The organism is Pseudomonas sp. ASL7, from assembly GCF_056680375.1.
Map to the genome: position 1 here is coordinate 4,540,437 of NZ_CM155279.1, position 22,413 is coordinate 4,562,849.

The 22,413-nt window shown below is 60.2% G+C and carries 23 protein-coding genes and 2 pseudogenes; 10 read left to right on the forward strand and 15 right to left on the reverse strand.

Annotation, left to right across the window (positions count from 1 at the left end; genetic code table 11):
• Window positions 1-204: 204 nt before the first annotated feature.
• Both AC1MDT_RS21040 and AC1MDT_RS21045 read right to left on the reverse strand, forming a co-directional pair.
• A pseudogene (locus AC1MDT_RS21040) lies at window positions 205-312 on the reverse strand (mechanosensitive ion channel family protein); the annotation flags it as partial.
• Entirely contained in the window at window positions 312-2,222 is a 1,911-nt protein-coding gene (locus AC1MDT_RS21045; RefSeq protein WP_480418785.1) for an ATP-binding cassette domain-containing protein, read from the reverse strand. The pseudogene AC1MDT_RS21040 and the gene AC1MDT_RS21045, both read right to left, overlap by 1 nt.
• Window positions 2,223-2,272: 50 nt before the next feature.
• Here AC1MDT_RS21045 and AC1MDT_RS21050 point away from each other — a divergent pair, with 50 nt between their 5' ends.
• Window positions 2,273-2,737 (forward strand): TIGR02444 family protein, encoded by a 465-nt coding sequence (locus AC1MDT_RS21050; RefSeq protein ID WP_480418786.1) that lies wholly within the window; start codon window positions 2,273-2,275, stop codon window positions 2,735-2,737.
• Here the strand turns inward: AC1MDT_RS21050 and AC1MDT_RS21055 are convergent.
• Window positions 2,734-3,837, reverse strand: a complete 1,104-nt coding sequence (locus AC1MDT_RS21055; protein WP_480418787.1) for an AlgP family protein — start codon at window positions 3,835-3,837, stop codon at window positions 2,734-2,736. The two genes, AC1MDT_RS21050 and AC1MDT_RS21055, sit on opposite strands and share 4 nt — an antisense overlap.
• Before the next feature lie 192 nt (window positions 3,838-4,029).
• Between AC1MDT_RS21055 and AC1MDT_RS21060 the strand changes: the two genes are divergently transcribed.
• On the forward strand, window positions 4,030-4,695 hold the full coding sequence (locus AC1MDT_RS21060; RefSeq protein ID WP_480418788.1) for an FKBP-type peptidyl-prolyl cis-trans isomerase: 666 nt from the start codon (window positions 4,030-4,032) through the stop codon (window positions 4,693-4,695).
• Between the two features lie 79 nt (window positions 4,696-4,774).
• Here the strand turns inward: AC1MDT_RS21060 and rsd are convergent, their stop codons facing one another.
• The 8 genes and pseudogenes from rsd to AC1MDT_RS21100 all read right to left on the reverse strand — a co-directional run.
• Window positions 4,775-5,233, reverse strand: a complete 459-nt coding sequence (rsd, locus tag AC1MDT_RS21065; RefSeq protein WP_480418789.1) for a sigma D regulator — start codon at window positions 5,231-5,233, stop codon at window positions 4,775-4,777.
• Window positions 5,234-5,410: 177 nt separating this feature from the next.
• Complete coding sequence (locus AC1MDT_RS21070) at window positions 5,411-5,866, reverse strand: disulfide bond formation protein B (protein WP_480418790.1); 456 nt, start codon at window positions 5,864-5,866, stop codon at window positions 5,411-5,413.
• Between the two features lie 425 nt (window positions 5,867-6,291).
• The gene (locus AC1MDT_RS21075; protein WP_480418791.1) at window positions 6,292-7,530 is read right to left on the reverse strand and encodes a heme biosynthesis HemY N-terminal domain-containing protein; all 1,239 of its coding nucleotides are present in this window, start codon (window positions 7,528-7,530) and stop codon (window positions 6,292-6,294) included.
• Entirely contained in the window at window positions 7,527-8,681 is a 1,155-nt protein-coding gene (locus AC1MDT_RS21080; RefSeq protein ID WP_480418792.1) for a uroporphyrinogen-III C-methyltransferase, read from the reverse strand. Before AC1MDT_RS21080 ends, AC1MDT_RS21075 begins: the two co-directional genes overlap by 4 nt.
• Before the next feature lie 16 nt (window positions 8,682-8,697).
• On the reverse strand, window positions 8,698-9,465 hold the full coding sequence (locus AC1MDT_RS21085) for a uroporphyrinogen-III synthase (RefSeq protein ID WP_480418793.1): 768 nt from the start codon (window positions 9,463-9,465) through the stop codon (window positions 8,698-8,700).
• Window positions 9,462-10,403: a hydroxymethylbilane synthase gene (hemC, locus tag AC1MDT_RS21090; RefSeq protein ID WP_480418794.1), complete on the reverse strand. Its 942-nt coding sequence runs from the start codon at window positions 10,401-10,403 to the stop codon at window positions 9,462-9,464. Before hemC ends, AC1MDT_RS21085 begins: the two co-directional genes overlap by 4 nt.
• Before the next feature lie 138 nt (window positions 10,404-10,541).
• Window positions 10,542-11,288 (reverse strand): LytR/AlgR family response regulator transcription factor, encoded by a 747-nt coding sequence (locus AC1MDT_RS21095; RefSeq protein ID WP_480418795.1) that lies wholly within the window; start codon window positions 11,286-11,288, stop codon window positions 10,542-10,544.
• Window positions 11,285-11,398, reverse strand: a pseudogene (locus tag AC1MDT_RS21100) (sensor histidine kinase); the annotation flags it as partial. The pseudogene AC1MDT_RS21100 and the gene AC1MDT_RS21095, both read right to left, overlap by 4 nt.
• 348 nt (window positions 11,399-11,746) lie before the next feature.
• Between AC1MDT_RS21100 and argH the strand changes: the two are divergent.
• A complete protein-coding gene (gene argH, locus AC1MDT_RS21105) occupies window positions 11,747-13,141 on the forward strand; it encodes an argininosuccinate lyase (RefSeq protein WP_480418796.1) in 1,395 nt (464 codons plus the stop codon).
• 109 nt (window positions 13,142-13,250) lie between these two features.
• On the opposite strand, the gene AC1MDT_RS21110 is transcribed toward argH, so the two are convergent.
• Complete coding sequence (locus AC1MDT_RS21110) at window positions 13,251-13,910, reverse strand: glutathione S-transferase family protein (RefSeq protein ID WP_480418797.1); 660 nt, start codon at window positions 13,908-13,910, stop codon at window positions 13,251-13,253.
• 124 nt (window positions 13,911-14,034) lie between these two features.
• Here AC1MDT_RS21110 and AC1MDT_RS21115 point away from each other — a divergent pair, with 124 nt between their 5' ends.
• The 3 genes from AC1MDT_RS21115 (at window position 14,035) to AC1MDT_RS21125 (ending at window position 17,840) form a co-directional block, all read left to right on the forward strand.
• Window positions 14,035-14,319, forward strand: coding sequence for a hypothetical protein (locus AC1MDT_RS21115; RefSeq protein WP_414909969.1), 285 nt, complete (start codon window positions 14,035-14,037; stop codon window positions 14,317-14,319).
• Window positions 14,320-14,553: 234 nt separating this feature from the next.
• Window positions 14,554-14,799 (forward strand): TIGR02647 family protein, encoded by a 246-nt coding sequence (locus AC1MDT_RS21120; protein WP_201115722.1) that lies wholly within the window; start codon window positions 14,554-14,556, stop codon window positions 14,797-14,799.
• A 197-nt stretch (window positions 14,800-14,996) separates the two neighbouring features.
• Entirely contained in the window at window positions 14,997-17,840 is a 2,844-nt protein-coding gene (locus AC1MDT_RS21125; RefSeq protein WP_480418798.1) for a class I adenylate cyclase, read from the forward strand.
• 6 nt (window positions 17,841-17,846) lie between these two features.
• On the opposite strand, the gene rnk is transcribed toward AC1MDT_RS21125, so the two are convergent.
• From rnk to cyaY, 3 genes are all read right to left on the reverse strand, one after another.
• Window positions 17,847-18,257 carry a nucleoside diphosphate kinase regulator gene (rnk, locus tag AC1MDT_RS21130; protein WP_480418799.1) on the reverse strand — a complete coding sequence of 137 codons (411 nt, stop codon included), beginning with the start codon at window positions 18,255-18,257 and terminating at the stop codon, window positions 17,847-17,849.
• A gap of 284 nt (window positions 18,258-18,541) precedes the next feature.
• The gene (locus AC1MDT_RS21135; protein WP_480418800.1) at window positions 18,542-18,760 is read right to left on the reverse strand and encodes a DUF1289 domain-containing protein; all 219 of its coding nucleotides are present in this window, start codon (window positions 18,758-18,760) and stop codon (window positions 18,542-18,544) included.
• Window positions 18,761-18,764: 4 nt separating this feature from the next.
• Window positions 18,765-19,097, reverse strand: coding sequence for an iron donor protein CyaY (gene cyaY / locus AC1MDT_RS21140; protein ID WP_480418801.1), 333 nt, complete (start codon window positions 19,095-19,097; stop codon window positions 18,765-18,767).
• 309 nt (window positions 19,098-19,406) lie between these two features.
• Between cyaY and lptM the strand changes: the two genes are divergently transcribed.
• From lptM to AC1MDT_RS21160, 4 genes are read left to right on the forward strand one after another with little or no spacing between them, the layout of a single operon-like run.
• Window positions 19,407-19,580, forward strand: coding sequence for an LPS translocon maturation chaperone LptM (lptM, locus tag AC1MDT_RS21145; RefSeq protein WP_201115718.1), 174 nt, complete (start codon window positions 19,407-19,409; stop codon window positions 19,578-19,580).
• A gap of 9 nt (window positions 19,581-19,589) precedes the next feature.
• On the forward strand, window positions 19,590-20,837 hold the full coding sequence (gene lysA / locus AC1MDT_RS21150; protein WP_480418802.1) for a diaminopimelate decarboxylase: 1,248 nt from the start codon (window positions 19,590-19,592) through the stop codon (window positions 20,835-20,837).
• Window positions 20,838-20,841: 4 nt separating this feature from the next.
• On the forward strand, window positions 20,842-21,672 hold the full coding sequence (dapF, locus tag AC1MDT_RS21155; protein ID WP_480418803.1) for a diaminopimelate epimerase: 831 nt from the start codon (window positions 20,842-20,844) through the stop codon (window positions 21,670-21,672).
• 13 nt (window positions 21,673-21,685) lie between these two features.
• Entirely contained in the window at window positions 21,686-22,411 is a 726-nt protein-coding gene (locus AC1MDT_RS21160; protein ID WP_480418804.1) for a DUF484 family protein, read from the forward strand.
• Window positions 22,412-22,413 lie beyond the last annotated feature (2 nt).

Consider the following 22,413-nt stretch of genomic DNA (forward strand, 5'->3'; position numbering starts at 1 on the left):
CGTAACAAACGTCTAAGCTAATGCGGCTTTGAGCCGATGACCACCAATTTCTTGCAGGATATTTCGGCTGCGGACCAGCGTTTATGGCTTTAGGGCCCCTTCGCGAGCAGGCTCACTCCCACAGGTTTTGTAAACACCCTGCAACCACTGTGGGAGCGAGCCTGCTCCGGGCGGCGTTCCGACGAAAGCGGTCTATCAAGCAACAACCCGGCGCTGGGCAACGTAATCGGCCAGCAGAATCAGCAGGATTTGCACGACAAGCCAGATCGGCTCAATCCACACCGCACGCAATGGCAGCTTGAACGCTTCCATCAGGACAGCGCCTCTAGCTCCGCCTGCATGCTTTCGAGCAATTCGAGGGCTTCCATCCAGGCTTCTTCCAGTTCGGCTTCACGCACCTTCAGCTTGGCCTGTTCGGCCAGCAGATCACGCAAGTCGTTCTTGCGTGCCGGCTCGTAAATGTCGCTGTCACCGAGGCTGGCATCGATCTTCGCCAGCTTCTCATGCAGCTTGCCCAACTCGGCTTCCAGCTTGTCAGCCTCACGCTTGTGCGGTGCCAGTTGCTGACGCAACGCAGCAGCGGCCTGGCGCTGGGCTTTCTTGTCGGTCTTGTCCGGGTTGACTGGCGTGTTGCTGACCGGCGCATTGCGCTGGCGATAATCCACCAGCCAGCGGGTGTAGTCTTCCAGGTCGCCGTCGAACTCCTCGACCTTGCCGTCCGCCACCAGATAGAAATTGTCAGTGGTGCTTTTGAGCAAATGACGATCGTGGGAGACCACCAATACCGCGCCGCTGAATTCCTGCAGGGCCATGGTCAGTGCCAGGCGCATCTCCAGGTCCAGGTGGTTGGTCGGTTCGTCGAGCAGCAACAGGTTCGGCCGGCCCCAGGCGATCAACGCCAGCGCCAGACGGGCCTTTTCGCCACCGGAAAAATTCAGCACCGGCTCGTCGATGCGTGCGCCGCGGAAGTCGAAACCGCCAAGGAAATCACGCAGGGTCTGCTCGCGCTCGGTCGGCGCCAGGCGCTGCATATGCAGCAACGGGCTCGCCTTGGAGTCGAGAGAGTCCAGCTGATGCTGGGCGAAGTAGCCGACGACGGTGTTCTCGCCACGGGTCAGTCGGCCGGACAACGGCTCGAGCTCACCCGCGAGGTTTTTGATCAGGGTCGATTTACCCGCACCGTTAGGGCCGAGCAACCCGATCCGAGCACCAGGGGTCAGTTGCAGCTTGACCTTCTCCAGCACGGCTCGCTCACCGTAACCGAGTCGAGCGTCCGAGATATCAATCAACGGACTGGAGATCTTCGCCGACTCGCGAAAGACGAAATCGAACGGCGAATCGACGTGAGCGGCGGACAGCTCTTCCATCCGCTCCAGCGCCTTGATCCGGCTCTGTGCCTGGCGGGCCTTGGTGGCCTGAGCCTTGAACCGGGCGATGTAACTTTCCATGTGCGCACGTTGCGCCTGCTGCTTCTCGTAAGCCTGTTGTTGCTGGGCCAGACGTTCGGCGCGGGCACGTTCGAAGGCACTATAGCCACCGCGATACAGGGTGATCTTGCGCTGATCGACGTGCGCCACGTGATCGACCACGGCATCGAGGAAATCCCGGTCGTGGGAAATCAGCATCAAGGTGCCGGGATAGCTTTTGAGCCACTCCTCGAGCCAGATGATGGCGTCGAGGTCCAAGTGGTTGGTCGGTTCGTCGAGCAGCAACAAGTCTGATGGGCACATCAAGGCCTGCGCCAGGTTCAGACGCATCCTCCAGCCACCGGAGAAATCTCCGACCTGACGATCCATCTGATCGTTGGTGAACCCAAGGCCGGCCAGCAATTTGCGAGCCCGGGCGTCGGCCGTGTAACCGTCAGCGCTGTCGAGTTCCGAGTGCAGGCGGGCCTGAGCGGCACCGTCGTGCGCCGCTTCGGCTGCGGCGAGGTCGCGTTGCACCTCGCGCAGGCGCAGGTCGCCATCGAGCACGTAGTCGACCGCCACGCGATCGAGGGTGTCGATCTCCTGACGCATGTGGGCGATGCGCCAGTCCGCCGGCAAGAAGCAATCACCCGAGTCCGGGTGCAGGTCACCCAGAAGCAAGGCGAACAGGCTCGATTTGCCGGCGCCGTTGGCACCGATGAGGCCGGCTTTGTGGCCGGCGTGCAGGGTCAGCTCGGCGTCTTCTAGCAGACGTTGCGGGCCACGCTGTAAAGTCAGGTTCTGAAGTCGAATCATAATGGCGGCGGAGTCTACCAGCTTCGATCGCAACTGGCGCGAGTAGCACTATGTCCTCTGACCTGTGGAGCTTTTCCCTTGGCACTTACGCCCGTCCCGGCGTTGAACACGCGTGCCTGCAATTGCAGTCGGCGGGCGCAAATGTGTGCCTGTTGCTCTGTGGACTGTGGCTGGAGCAGCGGGCAGTCGCCTGCAACGAACATCGATTGCAGCTGCTTCGCAACGTCGCCGAGCCTTGGGACACGGATGTCGTGCGGCCACTGCGAGCATTGCGCCTGCAATGGAAAGCCGGCGCGAGTGGGGACGCCGAGCTGAATTCGTTGCGCGAACAAGTGAAGACACTGGAACTGGAAGCCGAGCGACATCTGTTGTTGCGGCTGGAGCGATCGGCGCAGCATTGGCCGCAGTGTGAGGTGACCGAGCATCTGGCCTGGCTGGAAGGTGTGGCGGCGGGTGCCGCCCACCTGGACCGCGACGCGCTGCATCAGCTGCGCGTCGCGGCAACCGGCACTTAGGAAGCGCTGGTTGGGGTGGTTGCTGCGATCGATGCGGCGGCCGGCGTTGGCGCTGGCGTGGCTGTCGAGGTGGCTGCAGCTAACGCCGACGTTGCTACCGGAGCCGGGTTGGCTGGCTTGGCAACTGGCGCGGCGGCCGGCTTGGCGGCAACCGGTTTTTTCACCGCTGGTTTGGCAGCAGGTTTAGCCGCGACTGGCTTGGCAGCAGGTTTGGCTGCGGCAGGTTTTGCAGCGCTGGCGGTGGCCGGCTTGGCAGCAGCGGCAGGTTTAGCCGCAGCAGGTTTTGCTGCCGGTTTAGCGGCTGGTTTTGCAGCAGCTTTTACCGCTGGTTTTGCAGCTGGTTTTGCAGCAGCTTTAGCCGCGACAGGTTTGGCAGCAGGTTTTGCCGCAGCGGTTTTGGCAGCTGGTTTGGCTGCAGGTTTAGCGGCCGTTTTTGCAGCAGGTTTGGCAGCCGTCGTTTTCGCCACGGCTGGTTTAGCAGCAGCCGTTTTTGCAGCGGCTGGCTTGGCGGCAGGTTTTGCAGCTGCAGTTTTAGCGGCTGGTTTTGCCGCGCTGGCAGCGACTGGTTTTCTCGCTGCTGGTTTTGCTGCCGGCTTGGCAGCGGCTTTCACCGGAGCTTTGGCGGCAGGCTTGGCGGGTGCTTTTGCAGCAACCGGTTTGGCAGCGGCTTTCTTGGCAGGGGCCGCTGCAGGCTTGGCCGCGCGCAGGGACAACGCCTTGCCGACGGCCTCTTGTACACGACCGACGCCCTGGGCCAGTTTCAGGCTTTCTTGAGCATCGCGTTTGAGTTGCAGGATGTAGTTGCGAGTTTCGGATTGACGATCCTTGAGGGCATCAAGCAGGTCCTCAAGCTCCTTGATCGCATCCTTTGCTTTGGCTTGCGCCTTGGCCTTGCCGGCCGTCGCTGCGTCCTGCAATTTGGTACGGGAATTGTGCAATTTTTCCTGCGCTTTTCCGCGCTGCTTTTCCAGCTTGGCGAGCAGTTTTTCAGCATCAGCCATGGCTTGGGAACAAGCGTTTTCCAGATGCTCGAGCAAGCTGCCCGAGAGTTGTTGGAGTAAGTGCAACGGGGTATTTACAGGCTTCTTGGTGGCCGACATGGTTTACCTCCTGGCTGACGTGGGTGCGGCTCATACTAGACCTCTGCTGCTACCGCCGCTAGGGCATGTTGACAGTATCCAAAGCGCTGCGTTGCAACGAATGAAAAATCTTCTGCGCCTGCGCAAAACCAGTTCACCGTTAAGCACATTCACACTGGCATAATCCTGCGCATCTCAGGTCGGAGAGTGCCCATGTCGCGCTACTTTTTTTTATCGCTGTGCGTGTTTTTTTCCGTGGCTCAGGCCGCCGAAAAAACCAAGGAAAATGACGCTCACGATCTTGCTTACAGCCTTGGCGCGAGCCTCGGCGAACGCTTGCGCCAGGAGGTTCCGGATCTGCAACTACAGGCCCTGCTTGACGGTTTGCAGCAAGCCTATCAAGGCAAACCTTTGGCACTGAAGGACGAGCAGATCGAACAGATTCTGGCCGAGCACGAAGCGCAGGTCGCCGAGCAGCCCGCCGTTGCGCAAAGCGAAGTCGCTCTCGAAAAAGAACGGCGTTTTCTCGCCGAAGAAAAAGCCAAACCCGGCGTTCGTGAATTGGCCGATGGAATATTGCTGACAGAGCTGGTTCCGGGAACGGGCGCCAAAGCCGGCCCGAACGGCAAAGTCCAGGTGCTGTACATCGGTCGCCTTCCCGACGGCACCGTGTTCGACCAGAACACTCAGCCGCAATGGTTCAGTCTCGATAGCGTGATCACTGGATGGCGCACTGCACTGCAAGACATGCCGGTGGGCGCGAAATGGCGCCTGGTGATTCCATCGGCCGAAGCCTATGGCGCCGACGGTGCCGGCGACTTGATCGCGCCGTTCACGCCGCTGGTGTTCGACGTCGAATTGCGCGGCGCCACGAGCTGAACAGCACAAACGAAAAACGGCGCGCAGAGCGCACCGTTTAGCTTTTTACTGGAAGAGCGAGTCTTGCGGGAGGGGGGGGTCAGGCCTGAACCGGGTCCTCTTCCTTGTGAGCGGTGTGCAGTACTTCGATCAGGCAGTCTTCCAGTTCGAAGCGTTCATGCAGCAAGCCACCCAGCTCCTTGAATTTCTCCGCTACGCATTTACCTGCATCACACAGGTCGTTGAAGGCGAGCAGCTTCTCGGTGATGACGTCGATGCGCGGGTAGATCGTCTCGGCCAGTTCCAAGCCGCGTTTGTCACCAAACGCTTTGGCTTCGCCGGTCAACTGTTCGTAGATCTCGAAATGTCCGGCAGACACGTAATCGACCAGCACTCCGCAGAATTCCTGCAACGGTTTTCGGTCTTCGCCCAGAGCCTCAGGCTTCGCGCCAAGAGCATCATAGGCCCGAACCAGTTCGTGACGCTCCTGCAACCAGCGATCGATCAGCAGATGCACTCCACCCCAACGTTCCTGAGCATTCTGACAACTTTCGAGCATGGTGATCTCTCTTCCCTTGTGGGTCATGCTGCTCTACACCTGTCGCAACTTGAAAATCAAGAATCGGCCAGGCAGAGCGTCATTCGAGCAACATAATTCCAATGACACGTGCGGGCCAGATTATGCCCGCGCGACAATGCCTTCAAGGTACGCACGCGATAAAGTTCATACAAGTGTTTAATCGCCCGCTAATGCCCGGTGCGACGACTCGCCGCTGAGTGGTCGCTGAGTAGCGACCCAGACGGCGCGCAGCAACCGGAAAACGCCTTGCATCAGCATCGCAACGAAAAACAGCAGACTCCACTCCGGAATGCTCAGGTCGAACAGTGTCCACGAAATTTCGGCACAGTCGGGATCACACTGCAACAACACCTGGCGCCACGCCGTGACTGTACCGGCCAGACTGCAAAACAGACCGAGCAACCAATACACAGACGTTCCGAAGGCTCCGGGACCGTGTAACGACGCCATCAGGTAGACACCGGTGAGCAGCGCCAGGCACATGCGTTGCAACAGGCACATGTCGCAAGGCTTTAGACCCACTGCATATTCCAGGTAATAGGAAACGCCCAACGCCAGGGCACCTGCAATGAAAGTCATGAAGAACAGGGAACGCGAGCAGGCCAAAGGCATGGCTTTTCCGTATCAGTTGAGACAGGCGGTTACGGTAGAGGAAAGCGCGCCAGCCTTACAAGGCGGGCTTACACGGACACTTCAACAGAAGTGTAGGGAAATCCCGACAGGGACGAGAGGATCAGATGTAGACCCGTGTAGGACTATGCCTGCGACGGACTACAGCGGTAAGAATTCGACGAATATTCGAGCCTGGACAGCCCTTCCAAACTCTCACCTTGTAGCAGCCGAACGCAGGCTGCTACGGGGGAAGGTGCGACTTCGATCTTTGTAGCAGCTGCCGAGCCCGCGAGGCTGCGTTCGGCGGCGAAGCCGTCGTAAAACCTGCATGCACGGTGTACCTGATGCACGGCGGAGCCTGGTTTTGCGACTGCTGCGCAGCCGAACGCAGCCTCGCGGGCTCGGCAGCTGCTACAGGTAAAACATCAGGCGTGTACTGGAACCGGCAATGGTGCGGCCAGCAGACGCTCATCCAAGAGGCACAGGCCTTCCTGGAACAACTGATTGCTGCGCTCGGTGTCGCCCAGCTGAGCCAGCAGTCGCGCCAGCTCCGCACAGGCTTCCGGATTACGCTGTACACGCAGGCTGCTTTCCAGATAATCCCGCGCCTTGCCCCAAAGACTGCTCTGCAGGCACAGGCGGCCCAACGTCAGCAGTAAACTCGAATCAGCCGCATGGTCCTTTAGCCAGCCTTCGGCGGTGTGCAACTGACGCGCCGGATCACTGCCGCGCACCAACCCGTAAAGACGTGCCAAATGGCTATCGTAGTTACGCTTGAGTGCCACTCGCAGGACCTCTTCGGCCTCGACCTGCGCGCCCAGTTGCCGCAGTTGCTCGGCATAAGCGAGCACCAGTTGCGGCTCCTGGCGCTGAGCCGAGGTCAGCTGTTGCCAGGCGCGATTGAGCGATTGCAGGCCGATCGTGCCGCCCTCTTCCTGATGCGCCGCCAGAGACAGGTTTTCACCCCAGGCCCGGCGCTCCAGTTCGGCCAGCTCGGCCGGGGGCAGGACCTTGTCCTTGCGCAGCTCGGGCAACAGGCGAATCACCGCCGACCAATCGCCCCGCTGCTGAAGCAGACGATGCAGTTGGCGCAAGGTCTGAACGTTATGAGGATGGCGCTCATGCATGACTTGCAGGGTCGCCAGGGCGCCTTCGGTATCACCGCGATCGGTCTGTAATTGCGCGTGACTCAGGGCAATCGCCAACTCGGCCTGGGGCTGGCGTTCGAGGGCGCGCTCCAGCAAGTTGTCGCTTTCCTCGTAGAGGCCTTGCTCGTTCGCGGCGCGAGCGGCTCCGAGGTAGTAAAGCAGCGGCTGACGCTCGGCTTCGGCGGCCCGATGCAGATGACGCTGCGCGCTGGCCCAGCGACCTTCAGCCAGATCCAGCTGACCGTGCTCTATCGCCACTTGCACCCGGCGACTACGATTGCGCCGGGACCAGGGATTGACCACACCACTGGAGGTCGTCACCAAATCGATCAACGCCTTGATGCCCCAGAACACCAGCCAGAGAACCGCCACCAACGCCAGGCTTGCCCATAGGCTCGATTCGAAACGGAAGCTTTTGTAGGCGATCAGCACGTAGCCGGAATGCTCGGCAATCGCCAACCCCAACGCGGCGGCAGCGGCGATGACCAGAAACACGATCACATAGAAACGCTTCATGGCGTGGCCTCCGGCGCGGCATCCGCGGCAGGTTTCGCCATGGGCTTGATCGAGTCCTCGGCGTTGACATTACGCCGTTCCAGATACCCTTGAACCGCGCTCAGCGTGCCAGTCAGATCCGGCGTCACGACGGTGACCGGCTGCTTGCTCAACTCACCAACCTGCTCAAGCATCACTTTGCTTTGCGGGTTATCCGGGTTGAAATTGCCTTTGAGTACATCCCGCGCTTCTGTCATCGCCTGGGTGTAAACGGCTGCCTGGCCATTGAGCGCAGCCCATTGCGCCTGCTCCAGTGCCAGGCTCAGGGCCAGGCGTACCTGGCTCAAACTCTGCCCGGCCAGCAAGGGCCGCACGTTCTTGTCGGCATTGAAGTCGATGCGGATGTAACGTGAAATCTGATCCCACCATTGCGCCCAGCGGCTGGCACCGTCGCCGTCGGCGGTCAGACCCCGCAGGGATTCGCCACGCTCCTTGTACTCGGGCGCCAGCTCAGTGAGGTCGATAACCTGATCGCGCAAGGCCCCCAATCGCAGGAACAGCCCAGTGCGATCCGGCTGTTCGGTGCTACGCAATGCCACCAGCGTTTTGGCCACTTGCTCGCGAGCGGCAAAAGAGCCGGGATCGTTCTGTTCGCGAAGAATTTCATCGGCGCCCTGTACCAGGGCCTGGGCGCTACTGACGTCCTGCAAGGCGGAAAGACGCAGGCTCGCCAGGCGCAACAAGTGCTCGGCCTCAGCCAGACGCCAGTCCTTTCGACTGGCACCCAGGACAGTTTCCAGACGCTGGTTCAAGCGTTGCTGATCGCCTTGCAGCTGGATCACCAGACGGCTGCGTGCTTCCAGCTCGTCGGCCGCAGGCAGCTGTTCAAGCCGAGCGCTCAGGCGCTGTTCATTGAGTTTCAGGCTCTGCGCCTGGTCGTTCAATGCCTGCACCTGCCTCAATTGCTGCTGGTTCGTGGCCTGCAGGTGACGCACCTGCCAGACTCCCCAACCACCTACCGCAACACCGGCAGCGCCCAGCAGCAGCGCGACGATTGCCAGCCCATTACCTCGGCGCTGCCCTGTAGCAGGTGGCGCGGTTTCAACCGGTGCTTCAACCGGCGCATCGAGCACTGGCTGGACGTCATCTTTAGGCAAGGCTGTTTCGCTCACGTATCCATCCTTTGCATTAGAGAACGGGTTCGGGATGTTCCCGTAACGCCGTCAGCAAAGCCGCGGCACTGGCGCCGCGACAATCCACAACTGTCAGGGCTCCGGCGGCACGTGCCAGCTCGGCGACCCTGGGGCTTGGAACAAACAACGGCAACTGCGCCAATTGCGGCCAGGCATCGCCGGCCAATTGAAGCAGGTGCTCAAAACCCTGCCCACTGCTGACCACCAGCCCGTTCAAGCGTTCCGCTTTGATCCGGTCAGGGAGTGCCGCAGGCGGGTACTGTGGCAGGTCACGACGGTACAACTCCAGATACTCGACACTAGCACCTCGCTCGCGCAAACGCTCAGCGAGTAACTCGCGTCCGCCCTCTCCACGCATGATCAATACGCGCGGGGCAGGCCGTGCGATCGCCTCGCGCAGCAGAGGAAGGTCAAGCAATGCTTCGCTGTCATCGCCCTGTGCAGGGAAGCTCACATCCAGTCCGTGATCGTTGAGGAGCTGTGCGGTTGCCGCGCCCACGCTGAACCATTTCAGAGCCGGTGGCCGTGGCCAAAACCGGCTGACCAGGTCAATGCCGATTCTGGCAGCCGGCTTGCTGACCACGATCACTGCGCAGTAGGCATCCAGATCCTGCATCACCCCGCGCATTGTGTCAGAGACGGGGATCGGGTCGATCTCCAAAAGCGGCAAACTGCTGCTGAAAATCCCCTTCTGCGCCAAAACACCGGCCAGGGCCGCCGACTCATCCTCGGGACGTGTCAGCAGCAGGCGCCAACCAGTCACTCGTGACCTGCCTCGCCGTAGACTGCTTTTAGAATGTCGTTGGCGCCTTGGCGCAGAAGGTCTTCGGCCACACGCACACCCAGCGCCTCGGCATCACTGCGCGGTGCGCGGGCATCAGCACTGAGCAGCAAGCCGCCGCTCGGATCACCCACCAGGCCACGCAACCAGATCTGCTCGCCTTCAAGCACGGCGTAGCAGGCGATTGGCACTTGGCAGCCGCCATTCAGATGTTTGTTGAGTGCGCGTTCAGCCGTCACGCGAGTGGCGGTGTCCTGATGGTGCAGCGGCGCCAGCAGCGCGTGGATTTCACTGTCGACGCTGCGGCATTCGATACCGACCGCGCCCTGGCCGCCGGCAGGCAGACTGTCATCGACGCTGATGGCCGAGGTGATGCGATCTTCAAAGCCCAGACGAATCAGGCCAGCGGCGGCGAGGATGATAGCGTCGTATTCGCCGGCATCAAGCTTGGCCAGTCGCGTATTCACATTGCCACGCAGGAAGCGGATTTCCAGGTCCGGACGACGAGTCAACAGCTGGGCCTGACGGCGCAGGCTGGACGTACCGACGATGCTGCCTGGCGGCAACGCTTCCAGGCTGGCGTAGGCATTGGAGACGAAGGCATCGCGCGGGTCTTCACGCTCGCAGATGCAAAACAGACCAAGGCCTTCGGGGAAATCCATCGGCACGTCTTTCATCGAATGCACGGCGATGTCGGCTTCGTTTTCCAGCAGCGCGGTTTCCAGTTCCTTGACGAACAAGCCCTTGCCACCGATTTTCGACAGTGGCGAGTCCAGCAGCTTGTCGCCGCGACTGACCATGGGCACCAACGTCACGAGCAGGCCTGGATGGGCCTCCTCCAGACGGGCTTTGACATATTCGGCCTGCCACAGGGCGAGAGCACTTTTGCGGGTGGCGATGCGGACTTCGCGAGAGGACATGGATCAATCCGTACTGAATAGATACGACGGATAATAACAGCTCAGCCAAATCCACTTTGACTTGTATCAGAAGCTGCTTGGCCTCCCTGGCCTCGGATGTCCGGCAACCGGGTATGAAATGTGCCTGCGAACAGCGAATTAAAGCTGTTGCATCATCTTGCGCACGCCGGCCACATGACGCCGGCTGACGATCAACGCGTCACCGTTCAGCCCCTTGAGGAACAGCTGAAAATGTCCCAGCGGAGTGCGTTGCAGGCGTTCGATGCGCTCTCGTGCGACCAGCGCATTGCGGTGGATACGCACGAAACGATCGCCAAACTCGTCTTCAAGCGCCTTGAGCGGTTCATCCAGCAGCACTTCGCCGCCTTCATGACGCAAAGTGACGTATTTGTGGTCCGCAATGAAGTACACCACCTGATCCAGCGGGATCAGTTCAATACCTTTGCGGGTTCGAGCGCTGATATGACTGCGCGGGCCGTTGCCACTTTCGGCGGCGGGGCGGGTCAGGGCGGCGAGCTGGACGCGATTGGGCCGCTCGGCTTTCTTTAACGCATCATGCAAATGTTCAGTACGCACAGGTTTCACCAGATAGCCTACGGCGCTGGCCTGTAAGGCTTCCACGGCAAATTCATCGGGCCCTGTGCAAAACACAACGGCGGGCGGAGTTTCGCGTTCGCACAACCGTGCAGCCACTTGCAGGCCATCAAGGCCTGGCATGCGGATATCGAGCAGCACGATATCCGGTTTGTGACTGTCGATCAGTGCCAACGCTTCTTCGCCGTTCGTGGCGCTGGGCTCCAGGACACTGTATCCCTCGAGTTCGCCGACCATTCGGCTCAGGCGCTCGCGGGCCAGGGGTTCGTCATCAACGATCAGGACATTCATATTGCGCTGGATTCCTGCGTGAGTCTCGCACAAGGATAGCGTAGACAGGTGAAGTGACGTCCGTCACCGCGATCCACGCTAAGACTAGCGCGAAGGCCAAAAAGTGCCGCTCGACCGACGGCTAAATTTTCATCTGCCTGGCGATTGGCGACCTGGGCCAACATGGGCGAGGCATCGCCACAGGGTTTGCTGATACACAATATGAACATCCCCTCTTCTTATAGTCAGTTGCAGCATCGAGAAGTGCACTGATCTATTGTCCAACTGTAGACGGTTGCCGAGACGATATTGCTCATTTGAAAAATATCGTTGCGTAATTGGCCCATGCGTTGCCCCGAGTATGGACCGGGCCATGAGAAAAAAACGTGCCGACCAGTGTCAGCGACAGGATTGGCAACCCTGTTATTATCCGCGGCAGCTTTCTACGCCATCTTTCTTCAGCCGATACGAGCGAATTCATGAGCACTGACAAGACCAATCAGTCCTGGGGCGGCCGCTTCAGTGAACCCGTCGACGCCTTCGTCGCCCGCTTCACCGCCTCCGTCACTTTCGACCAGCGCCTGTATCGCCACGACATCATGGGCTCGATCGCCCACGCTACCATGCTGGCCAAGGTCGGTGTGCTGACCGATGTCGAGCGCGACAGCATCACCGATGGCCTGAAAACCATCCAGGGTGAAATCGAGGCCGGCCAGTTCGACTGGCGCATCGACCTCGAAGACGTGCACATGAACATCGAGGCGCGTCTGACTGACCGTATCGGCGTGACCGGCAAAAAGCTGCACACCGGCCGCAGCCGTAACGACCAGGTCGCCACCGACATCCGTTTGTGGCTGCGCGACGAGATCGACCTGATTCTGGGCGAAATCACCCGCCTGCAAAAAGGCTTGCTGGAACAGGCCGAACGCGAAGCCGGCAGCATCATGCCAGGCTTCACTCACCTGCAAACCGCGCAGCCGGTGACCTTCGGCCACCACATGTTGGCCTGGTTCGAAATGCTCAGCCGCGACTACGAGCGCCTGGTGGATTGCCGCAAACGCACCAACCGCATGCCGCTGGGCAGCGCCGCGCTGGCCGGCACCACCTACCCGATCGACCGTGAATACACCGCTCAACTGCTGGGCTTCGACGCTGTCGGCGGCAACTCGCTGGACAACGTCTCCGATCGCGACTTCGCCATCGAATTCTGCTCGGCCGCGAGCATCGCGATGATGCACTTGTCGCGTTTCTCCGAAGAGCTGGTGCTGTGGACCAGCGCGCAGTTCCAGTTCATCGATTTGCCAGACCGTTTCTGCACCGGCAGTTCGATCATGCCGCAAAAGAAAAACCCGGACGTGCCAGAACTGGTTCGCGGCAAGACCGGCCGCGTGTTCGGCGCACTGATGGGCCTACTGACCCTGATGAAAGGCCAGCCCTTGGCCTACAACAAGGACAACCAGGAAGATAAAGAACCGCTGTTCGATGCCGCCGACACCTTGCGCGACTCGCTGCGAGCCTTTGCCGACATGATCCCGGCGATCAAGCCAAAGCACGCAATAATGCGTGAAGCGGCGCTGCGCGGCTTCTCCACCGCCACTGACCTGGCCGACTACCTGGTACGCCGTGGCCTGCCGTTCCGTGACTGCCACGAAATCGTTGGCCATGCCGTGAAGTATGGCGTGGAAAGCGGCAAGGACCTGGCGGAAATGAGCCTGGAAGAACTGCGCAAGTTCAGCGACCAGATCGATCAGGACGTATTTGCCGTACTGACGCTGGAAGGCTCGGTGAATGCCCGTGACCATATCGGCGGTACTGCGCCGGCGCAGGTCAAGAAGGCTGTAGCTCGCGGCCACGCACTGCTCGCCAGCCGCTAAGCCAAAAAGCATCGCGAGCAGGCTCGCTCCCACAGGGTCCGGCGTGTTCAACGCTATCCACTGTGGGAGCGAGTCTGCTCGCGAAAGCGGTCGCAAAAGCAATACAAATCTACTTCCTGGACGCAACCATCGCCATAAACGCCGGCATCGCCGCGTCCTTGTCCGCCGCAATCCGCTGCACGTTCGGGTTCTTCTCCAAACGCTCCAGCAGCGCCTTGGCCGCAGGAATCTCAGCCAACAAATCCAGGCCAAACAGTTTCTGCGCCACGGCACTCGCCAACGGCACGCTGTACAGGAAATACAAATCCGCAATGCTCAGGCTGTCACCCGCTACGTAAGGGGCGAATTGGCCATGCCGGCCCAGCGAGGCGAACCCCTGTAGCAACTCAGCCTTGGTCTTGTCCTTGATCGCCTCCGGCACCGGCATGCCGAAAAAAGCTTCGCCGTAGCAGGCTCGCGCGGGCAATTCGATGTACAGCTCGATTTCCTTGGCCAACGCCAGGACTTGCGCCCGCTCAAAAGGATCGCTCGGCAGCAGCGGCGTGCCTTTCTGACTCTGCTCGATGTACTCGAGTATCACAGCGGTTTCATTGATGAAACCTTGCTCGGCGCGTAGTACAGGGACCTTTGCGCGCGGGCTGATGGCCAGCGCTTCCGGGCTTGTTCCTGCATAAAACGGCACCTCTTCGAATGGCAGGCCTTTCTCGAGCAACGCCAGTTTCACCATGTTGTAGTAGTTACTGACGGGAAATCCATAAAGCTTGAGCATCACATAGCCTCCAGGCCGTGCGGGGTTGGCAGTCCTGTTTTATAGAACGCAAAGGCGTTTCTTGCCAGCAGCATCACAGCGCTGAATGCAGGTAAACTGGCCGCCTTAACTTCAGGAGCCTGCCATGAGCGAGCCAACCGACATCGATAGCGACGAAGAAGAATTTACCGAAACCACTCTGATCGAAGCCATCGAAAACCAGATCGAAAGCGACAACCCGCCGGCCGCCAAGGCAACGTTCAACAAGCTGACACTGGTGGGTTACGAACGGGAAGAAATCCTCAACTTGATGGCCCACGTGTTGGCGGTAGAAATCGACGCAATTCTGGAAGAAGACCGCGCGTTCAACACCGAATGGTATGAAGCCGCGTTGCGCGCATTACCAGAGTTGCCGCCGGAAAAGAAATAAGCCCGCCCCCTGTAGGAGCAAGCTTGCTCGCGAAAAACTCAAGGTCGCTGCGGGAAATCAGATGCCCCGCATGATCGTTAACGATTTTCGCGAGCAAGCTCGCTCCTACAACACTCCGTTACCGGGGAATGTCGCCCGAGGCGAAAAAACCCTGTCGCGAACACTGGACATGCCGCACAAGTGGGCTCACCTTAGGGGCGCTGTCGTCCAATTACTAGAAAGTCTGGAGTCCTTATGTCGCTTACCCCTGAATTGGTTGCCGAACTGGAAATCCTCGCACTCTTCAACCTGGACAGTTCCCAGGAAGGTTTGAAAATTCATCAGACCGCTGCTCCCAAAGCCATTGCCGCCGCCAAACGCCTGTACGAAAAAGAACTGATCGACCAGCCTGATGGTGGTTATCTGACCAGCCTGGGTCGTGATGCCGCGCAAAATGTGCAAACCGTTCTCACCATTCTGAGCGTCCAGGAAACAGCCTGAGCCTTATCGTTTCGCCCACGGAAACCCCCACCACGGGATTTCCGCGGGCACACCCTGTTATCCGCCGAGCCGTTGCGCGATCTAAATCTGACGCCAGAAAAACAAAATCAGCTTAAAAGTCCCAGGACCGAGGCGCTAAACTGCCCCTCACACTGCGACCTTCCACGTCCTAGCCCTGCGAGCCGGTTTTAGCTGACATGACCCGCACCCATGAAATCCGCCCCGATCTGGCCGAGGGAATCGACCGCAAGGTTCTGAGTCAACTGCGTGCACGTTTTCTGACGCTCAACGAAGGTCGCATGGCGCGCGCCATGGAAGGCCTGTCGTCCCGCCAGCAAGGGGTATTGACCCTGCTGCCGCTGTTTTTCCACGTCAATCATCCACTGCTGCCGGGTTACGTTTCAGGCAGTACACCGGCCGGGCTGTCGAACTTCGAGCCCGACGCCAACACCCTCGCCGAAGCTCAGCGCCTGACCCGCTCGTTTTCCTACAAGCCACGCCATGGCAGCAATCCGCCGCGCCCCATTCACGGCCTGTTCCTGATGGGCAGCCTCGGCACCCTGGCTCAGGCCGATCAGAGCGATATGGACGTATGGGTTTGTCACGGTCCGGACCTGAGCGAAAACGATCTCGCCGAGCTGCGCAAAAAATGCCAGCTGCTCGAGACGTGGGCTGCCACCCAAGGCGCCGAGGCGCACTTCTTCCTGATCGATCCGACCCGTTTCGTGCGCGGCGAACGCGATACGCAGTTGAGTTCAGAAGATTGCGGCACCACCCAGCACTACCTGCTGCTGGACGAATTTTATCGCACCGCGATCTGGCTGGGCGGGCGCACACCCATCTGGTGGCTGGTGCCGGTCTACGAAGAGGCAAGCTACGCTCGCTACACCCACACGTTGATTTCCAAGCGCTTCATCCGCGCCGATGAAACCCTGGATCTGGGGCACCTGGCCTATATCCCGCCCGGCGAATTCGTCGGCGCCGGGCTCTGGCAACTGTTCAAGGGCATCGAGTCGCCTTACAAATCGGTGCTCAAGCTGCTGCTGACCGAGGTCTATGCCAGCGAACACCCGAGGGTTCACTGTCTGAGCCTGCGCTTCAAACAAGCCGTGTTCGCCAATCAGCTCAACCTCGATGAGCTGGACCCTTACGTCGTGGTCTACCGGCGCATCGAGGAATACCTCACCGCCCGTGGCGAACCAGAACGTCTGGAACTGGTGCGTCGGGCGCTGTACCTGAAGGTCAATCGCAAACTGACTGGCAGCAGTCGCACTCAAAGCTGGCAACGTTCACTGCTTGAGCGCCTGAGCCACGAATGGCAGTGGGATCAGCGGCAGCTGGCGTTGCTCGATAGCCGCAGCCAGTGGAAAGTTCGTCAGGTCAGCGCTGAACGACGGGCCTTGGTCAACGAGCTGAATTACAGCTACCGCTTCCTGACCCAGTTCGCCCGCAGCGAGCAAGCCGTCAGCTTGATCAACAAACGCGACTTGAACGTCCTGGGTCGGCGACTGTACGCAGCCTTCGAGCGCAAGGCCGACAAAGTCGAATTCATCAACCCGGGCATCGCCCCAGACCTGGCCGAAGACACACTGACGCTGGTGCTGGCGCCAAACAAGAAAGAATCCAGGCAAGCTCAATGGGGCGTGTACAACGGCAGCCTGACGGCTCAGGAGTGGGAGCATTTCGCGCCTATCAAGCGCAGCCGCCAATTACTGGAGTTGCTGACCTGGTGCCACCGCAACGGCGTGATCGACAGCAGTACCCGATTGGCCTTGCATCCGGGTACCAGCGACCTGAGCGAGTTCGAACTGTTCAACCTGCTTGGCAGCCTGCAACAGAGCATTGCGCTGCCGCTGCCCACTGTCGCCGAAGAACCACTATTGCGCGCCAGTGCGCCAAGTGAAGTGCTGATTCTGGTGAATGTCGGCATCGACCCGCTCAAGCACCACCGCGACCTGAACATTCTGATGACCACCGAGCGCACCGACTCCCTGAGCTACGCAGGCGTCAGGGAAAATCTGGTGCTGACACTGGACCAGGTCACGCTCAATAGCTGGAACGAGGTGCTGGTCAACCGCTTCGATGGCCGCCATGCCCTGCTCGACTGCGTGCGCGATTACCTCAACAACCTGCCAAACACAGGGCAGCCGCCAACATTACGTGTGCGCTGCTTCTGCCACAACCGTGCACAGTTCATCGCCCAGCGGGTCGAGGAAATCCTCGATACCGCGCAAAACCTGCTGCTGAGCAAACTCAATCATCGCTATCTGATTCAGGTTCAGCAGCATTATCACGTGCTGGAGCTGGTACCCGGACAGGTCAATCATGTTGCCCTCGCCACGTTGACGGCGCTGCTCGATTACCTGGGCGAAGAACGGGTGAGCTACAGCCCGCTGCACCTGGACCCGAAGGCGCTGGAAGAGCATGACCTGGCGCTGGTTCTGCCGATGGGCCGGACGGACGGTATCCAGGTGTTCTACCGGATCAACGACGACCAGGCTGATCTGTATGTACTCGATGAGTTCAATGCCTTGTGGCAGCAGCGGCTGCCCTACCACGACGAACAAAGCCTGTTGGTGCCACTACAACGTTTCCTGCAATCGATCCAGTACCGGCGTGAAACCTTACTGCCGATGGACGCCGCACAACCTCTGAGCCTGGAAACGATGTATTACCAACTGCTGCCCTCAGGCCCGGGTCGAGCGCGTCGGGTCGAAGCCCGTCCGGCACCGCAATCCCCTATCAATAAACCGTTTTACGACGTGCAGGCGATCGTCGGCAAAGCCCAGCCCGGTAAAGTGCAGGTCACGTTGTATTGCAATCAACGGGAATTTTCAGAGTTGGAGCATGGCGACCAACTGTTCAGCGTGGTCGCCCGGGAAATCGTCGAGCAGCGCCGCGAGACTGAACGCTACCGCTGCTACATCACCGACCTGGACTTGTCCGGCTTGCTCGGTGACGGGCAGAGCTCAAGCAATTTATACCTGCGCTACAAAGCTGACCTGGAGCGCGCATTGAACGAGGCGCTCGAGCAGGCCTAGCGGTTTTTAGAAGGAGCAGTCGCCGCCATTGGCAGGCTGCGATTCAACTTCAAGCAAGGTCAGCTTGAGGGTTTTTCCGCCCGGCGCTGGCCAGTCGATGTGCTGGCCAACCTTCAGGCCGAGCAATGCACTGCCCACCGGCGCCAGAATGGAAATCCGGCCTTCATCGGCATTGGCATCGTTCGGGTAAACCAGGGTCAGGTGATAGTCCTTGCCACTGCTCTCTTCGCGGCAGTGCACACGGGAATTCATGGTCACGACATCGGCTGGCACTTCTTCGTGGCCGACCACGGTATCGGCGCGGTCCAGTTCGGTTTGCAGCGCGATCACGCCCGGCAGCGTGTCATCCAGGCTGTCAATCAAGCGCTCCAGACGTTGAACGTCCAGACGAGTAAGGGTGATGGAAGGTGCGGTCATGATTGAGGCAGACTCCTTTCTTCTGCACAGAAAAAGCAAAACCCCGCCAGAAAAAGGCGGGGTTTTCACGAGCCTCGATGAGTTGAGGCGTTTCCGGACACTATCACAGCTCAATAAATATACAAGTCAGGACCGGACAGCCTGTAATCGCTGCCGTCTCTGTAGGAGCGAGCTTGCTCGCGAAGGGCGTTAACGATGACGAGGGCTGCCTGATGAACGCGGCGCGCTCAAGTCCTTCGTCGGAACGCCGCCCGGAGACAAGCTCGCTCCTACAGAGGGTCGGGTCAACCGTTACGCTTGCGGCTGGCCGCCTCCGCGCAGATGATGCGCCGGCGCTCATCGTCGGCCGAGCGCCATTCGCGGATGTCTTCGACATGGCGAAAACAACCCAGGCAGACCTTCTGCTCATCCAGCCGGCACACGCCGCTGCACGGAGAAGGCACCGCCGGGCTGACGTTGCTGTAGAGCGGCTTGGGCGGACGAACGGGCGCAGGCTGGCTCACGACCTTACAGACCTTCGAAATCGAGCTTCACGCCAGCCTGCTGATCGACGATGCGCTCAAGCATTTCTCCCAGTTGCTCTTCACTCTTGTCGCACATCCAGCGTTCGCTCTCTTCGTCATAGTCGAAGTGGAAACCACCCGACACCGCCGCCAGCCACAACTGACGCAACGGCTCCTGACGGCTGAAGATCAACTGGCTGCCGTTTTCGAACTTGACGGTGAGCACACCGGCCGAACTCTCCAGATCGATATCCAGGTCACTCTCGTCAAAAATATCCTCCAGCGTCTGCTGGGTGGCATCGACCAGATCGTGAAAACGGGCTTCAGTCAAACTCATTGCGGGAACCTCAAAAAGTGTCTACTTACGCTCAAGCGCCGCAAGATACGGGCGAGCCCCGGTGATTGCAAAGGATAACGACTGTGGGAGCGAGCCTGCTCGCGAAGAGGCCATCATATTCAACATCAATGTTGACCGACACTCCGCCTTCGTCGGAACGCCGCCCGGAGCCGGCTCGCTCCCACAGGGATTGCACCTGGCTGGCCGGCATCGGCCCAAGCCCCGCCGGACGGGAGCCGCGTCGCATAGGCAAGCTGTCGGGTGGCCGGTATACTCCGGCGCAATTAACGCATTTTCAAGGATTTCGCCATGAAGCGCCTGATCTCTTCCCTTGCTGCGCTCGTCGCGGTTGCCTGCCTGGTGTCGGCCTGTGGTCAAAAAGGCCCGCTGTACCTGCCCGACGACAGCCAGGACCCTGCCGAGCAGGCCAAGGCGTCGCAGCAATCTCCTTCGAAAGCACACAAGCACGACGTCTACCAATAAGGGAACGCCATGGACGCTTTTAACTACCGTGACGGCGAGCTGTTCGCGGAAGGTGTTGCCCTGTCCGCCATTGCCGAACGCTTTGGCACGCCGACCTACGTCTACTCCCGCGCCCACATCGAAGCCCAGTACCTGGCTTACGCCGATGCGCTGGCCGGCATGCCGCACCTCGTTTGCTTTGCAGTCAAGGCCAACTCCAACCTGGGTGTACTGAATGTCCTGGCCCGTCTTGGCGCCGGTTTCGACATCGTCTCCCGTGGTGAACTGGAACGCGTTTTAGCCGCTGGCGGCAGCGCCGACAAGATCGTGTTCTCCGGTGTCGGCAAGACCCGTGACGACATGCGTCGTGCCCTGGAAGTCGGCGTGCATTGCTTCAATGTCGAATCCACCGACGAACTCGAACGCCTGCAAATCGTTGCCGCCGAGCTGGGTGTTCGTGCACCGATCTCGCTGCGCGTGAACCCGGACGTCGATGCTGGCACTCACCCGTACATCTCCACCGGGCTGAAAGAGAACAAGTTCGGCATCGCCATCGCCGACGCCGAAGACGTGTACATCCGCGCCGCTCAGCTACCGAACCTGGAAGTGGTCGGCGTCGATTGCCACATCGGTTCGCAACTGACCACGCTGGCGCCGTTCATTGATGCCCTCGACCGCCTGCTAGGCCTGGTCGACCGCCTCGGCGATTGCGGTATTTACCTGCGCCACATCGATCTCGGTGGTGGTTTGGGCGTGCGTTATCGCGATGAAGAGCCGCCATTGGCTGCCGACTACATCGCAGCCGTGCGCGAACGTCTCGATGGTCGCGACCTGGCCCTGGTGTTCGAGCCGGGTCGTTTTATCGTCGCCAACGCCGGTGTGTTGCTGACTCAGGTCGAGTACCTCAAGCACACCGAACACAAAGACTTCGCCATCGTCGACGCGGCCATGAACGACCTGATCCGCCCGGCCCTGTATCAAGCCTGGATGGACGTCACCGCCGTGCGCCCGCGCGCTAGCGCAGCTCGCGCTTACGACATCGTCGGGCCGATCTGCGAAACCGGTGACTTCCTGGCCAAGGATCGTCAGCTGGCCCTGGAAGAAGGTGACCTGCTGGCCGTGCATTCGGCCGGTGCCTATGGGTTTGTCATGAGTTCCAACTACAACACCCGCGGCCGCGCCGCTGAAGTGTTGGTGGACGGTGATCAGGCAGTTGAAGTGCGTCGCCGTGAGACGGTAGCCGAGTTGTTTGCTGGCGAAAGCCTGCTGCCGGAGTAAAACCATGCTGCTGCGTTTTACCAAGATGCACGGCCTGGGTAACGACTTCATGGTCCTCGACCTGGTCAGCCAGCACGCGCACATTCTGCCCAAGCACGCCAAGCAATGGGGCGATCGGCACACTGGCATCGGTTTCGACCAGTTGCTGATCGTCGAAGCGCCGAGCAACCCGGACGTGGACTTTCGCTATCGGATCTTCAACGCCGATGGCTCGGAAGTGGAACAGTGCGGCAATGGTGCGCGCTGCTTCGCCCGCTTCGTACTCGACAAGCGTCTGACCGCAAAGCGGCAGATCCGCGTCGAGACCAAAAGCGGCATCATCGAACTGGATATCCGCAGCGACGGCCAAATCGGTGTCAATATGGGTGCACCGCGCCTGGTGCCGGCCGATATTCCCTTCCAGGCGCCGGAGCAGGCCTCGAGCTATAAGCTCGACGTTGACGGCACCACGGTCGAACTGGCCGCCGTGTCCATGGGTAACCCTCATGCCGTGCTGCGGGTCAGCGACATCAACAATGCACCGGTGCATGAACTGGGGCCGAAAATCGAACATCACCCGCGCTTCCCGGCGCGGGTCAATGTCGGTTTTCTCCAGGTCATCGACCGGAACCGCGCGCAGTTGCGCGTCTGGGAGCGCGGGGCCGGGGAAACCCAGGCCTGCGGAACCGGCGCCTGTGCGGCCGCAGTGGCCGCGATCAGCCAGGGGTGGATGGATTCGCCGCTATTGATCGACCTGCCCGGCGGGCGTCTGTCCATTGAATGGGCAGGGCCTGGCCAACCGGTCATGATGACCGGCCCGGCAGTCCGCGTATACGAAGGACAAGTGCGTCTTTGAGTGAGCGAAATCCATGACCGATAAGCCTCAGGTACCCGCCCGACAGCCCGACGAATCACCGTCCGAAAGCCTGGAGGCGGCGGCGATTGCCGCGTACCTGGAGGCGCATCCGGATTTTTTCGTCGAGCACGAAGAGCTGCTCCCGGCCCTGCGTATTCCGCACCAGCGTGGTGACACCATTTCGCTGGTCGAGCGCCAGATGACCCTCCTGCGCGACCGCAACATCGAATTGCGCCATCGCCTCTCACACTTGATGGACGTGGCCCGGGACAACGACCGTCTCTTCGACAAGACCCGCCGCCTGATTCTCGCGCTAATGGATGCCACCAGCCTGGACGACGTGGTGATCAGCGTCGAAGACAGCCTGCGTCAGGACTTTCAGGTGCCCTTCGTGAGCCTGATCCTGCTGGGCGACAACCCGATGCCTGTAGGGCGCTGGGTGACGCATGCCGAGGCGCAAACGGCCATTGGCGGCCTGCTCTCGGAAGAAAAAAGCGTCAGCGGCAGCCTGCGTGAGCACGAACTGGACTTCCTGTTCGGCGAAGAGCAGCGCAAGCAGATCGGCTCCACCGCCGTCGTCGCCATCAGCTACCAGGGCATACACGGCGTCCTGGCCATTGCCAGCCGCGACCCGCAGCACTACAAGAGTTCGGTGGGCACGCTGTTCCTGAGTTACATCGCCGAAGTCATGGGCCGCGTCTTGCCACGGGTCAACAATTCCCTACGCTCGGTGCGCTGATC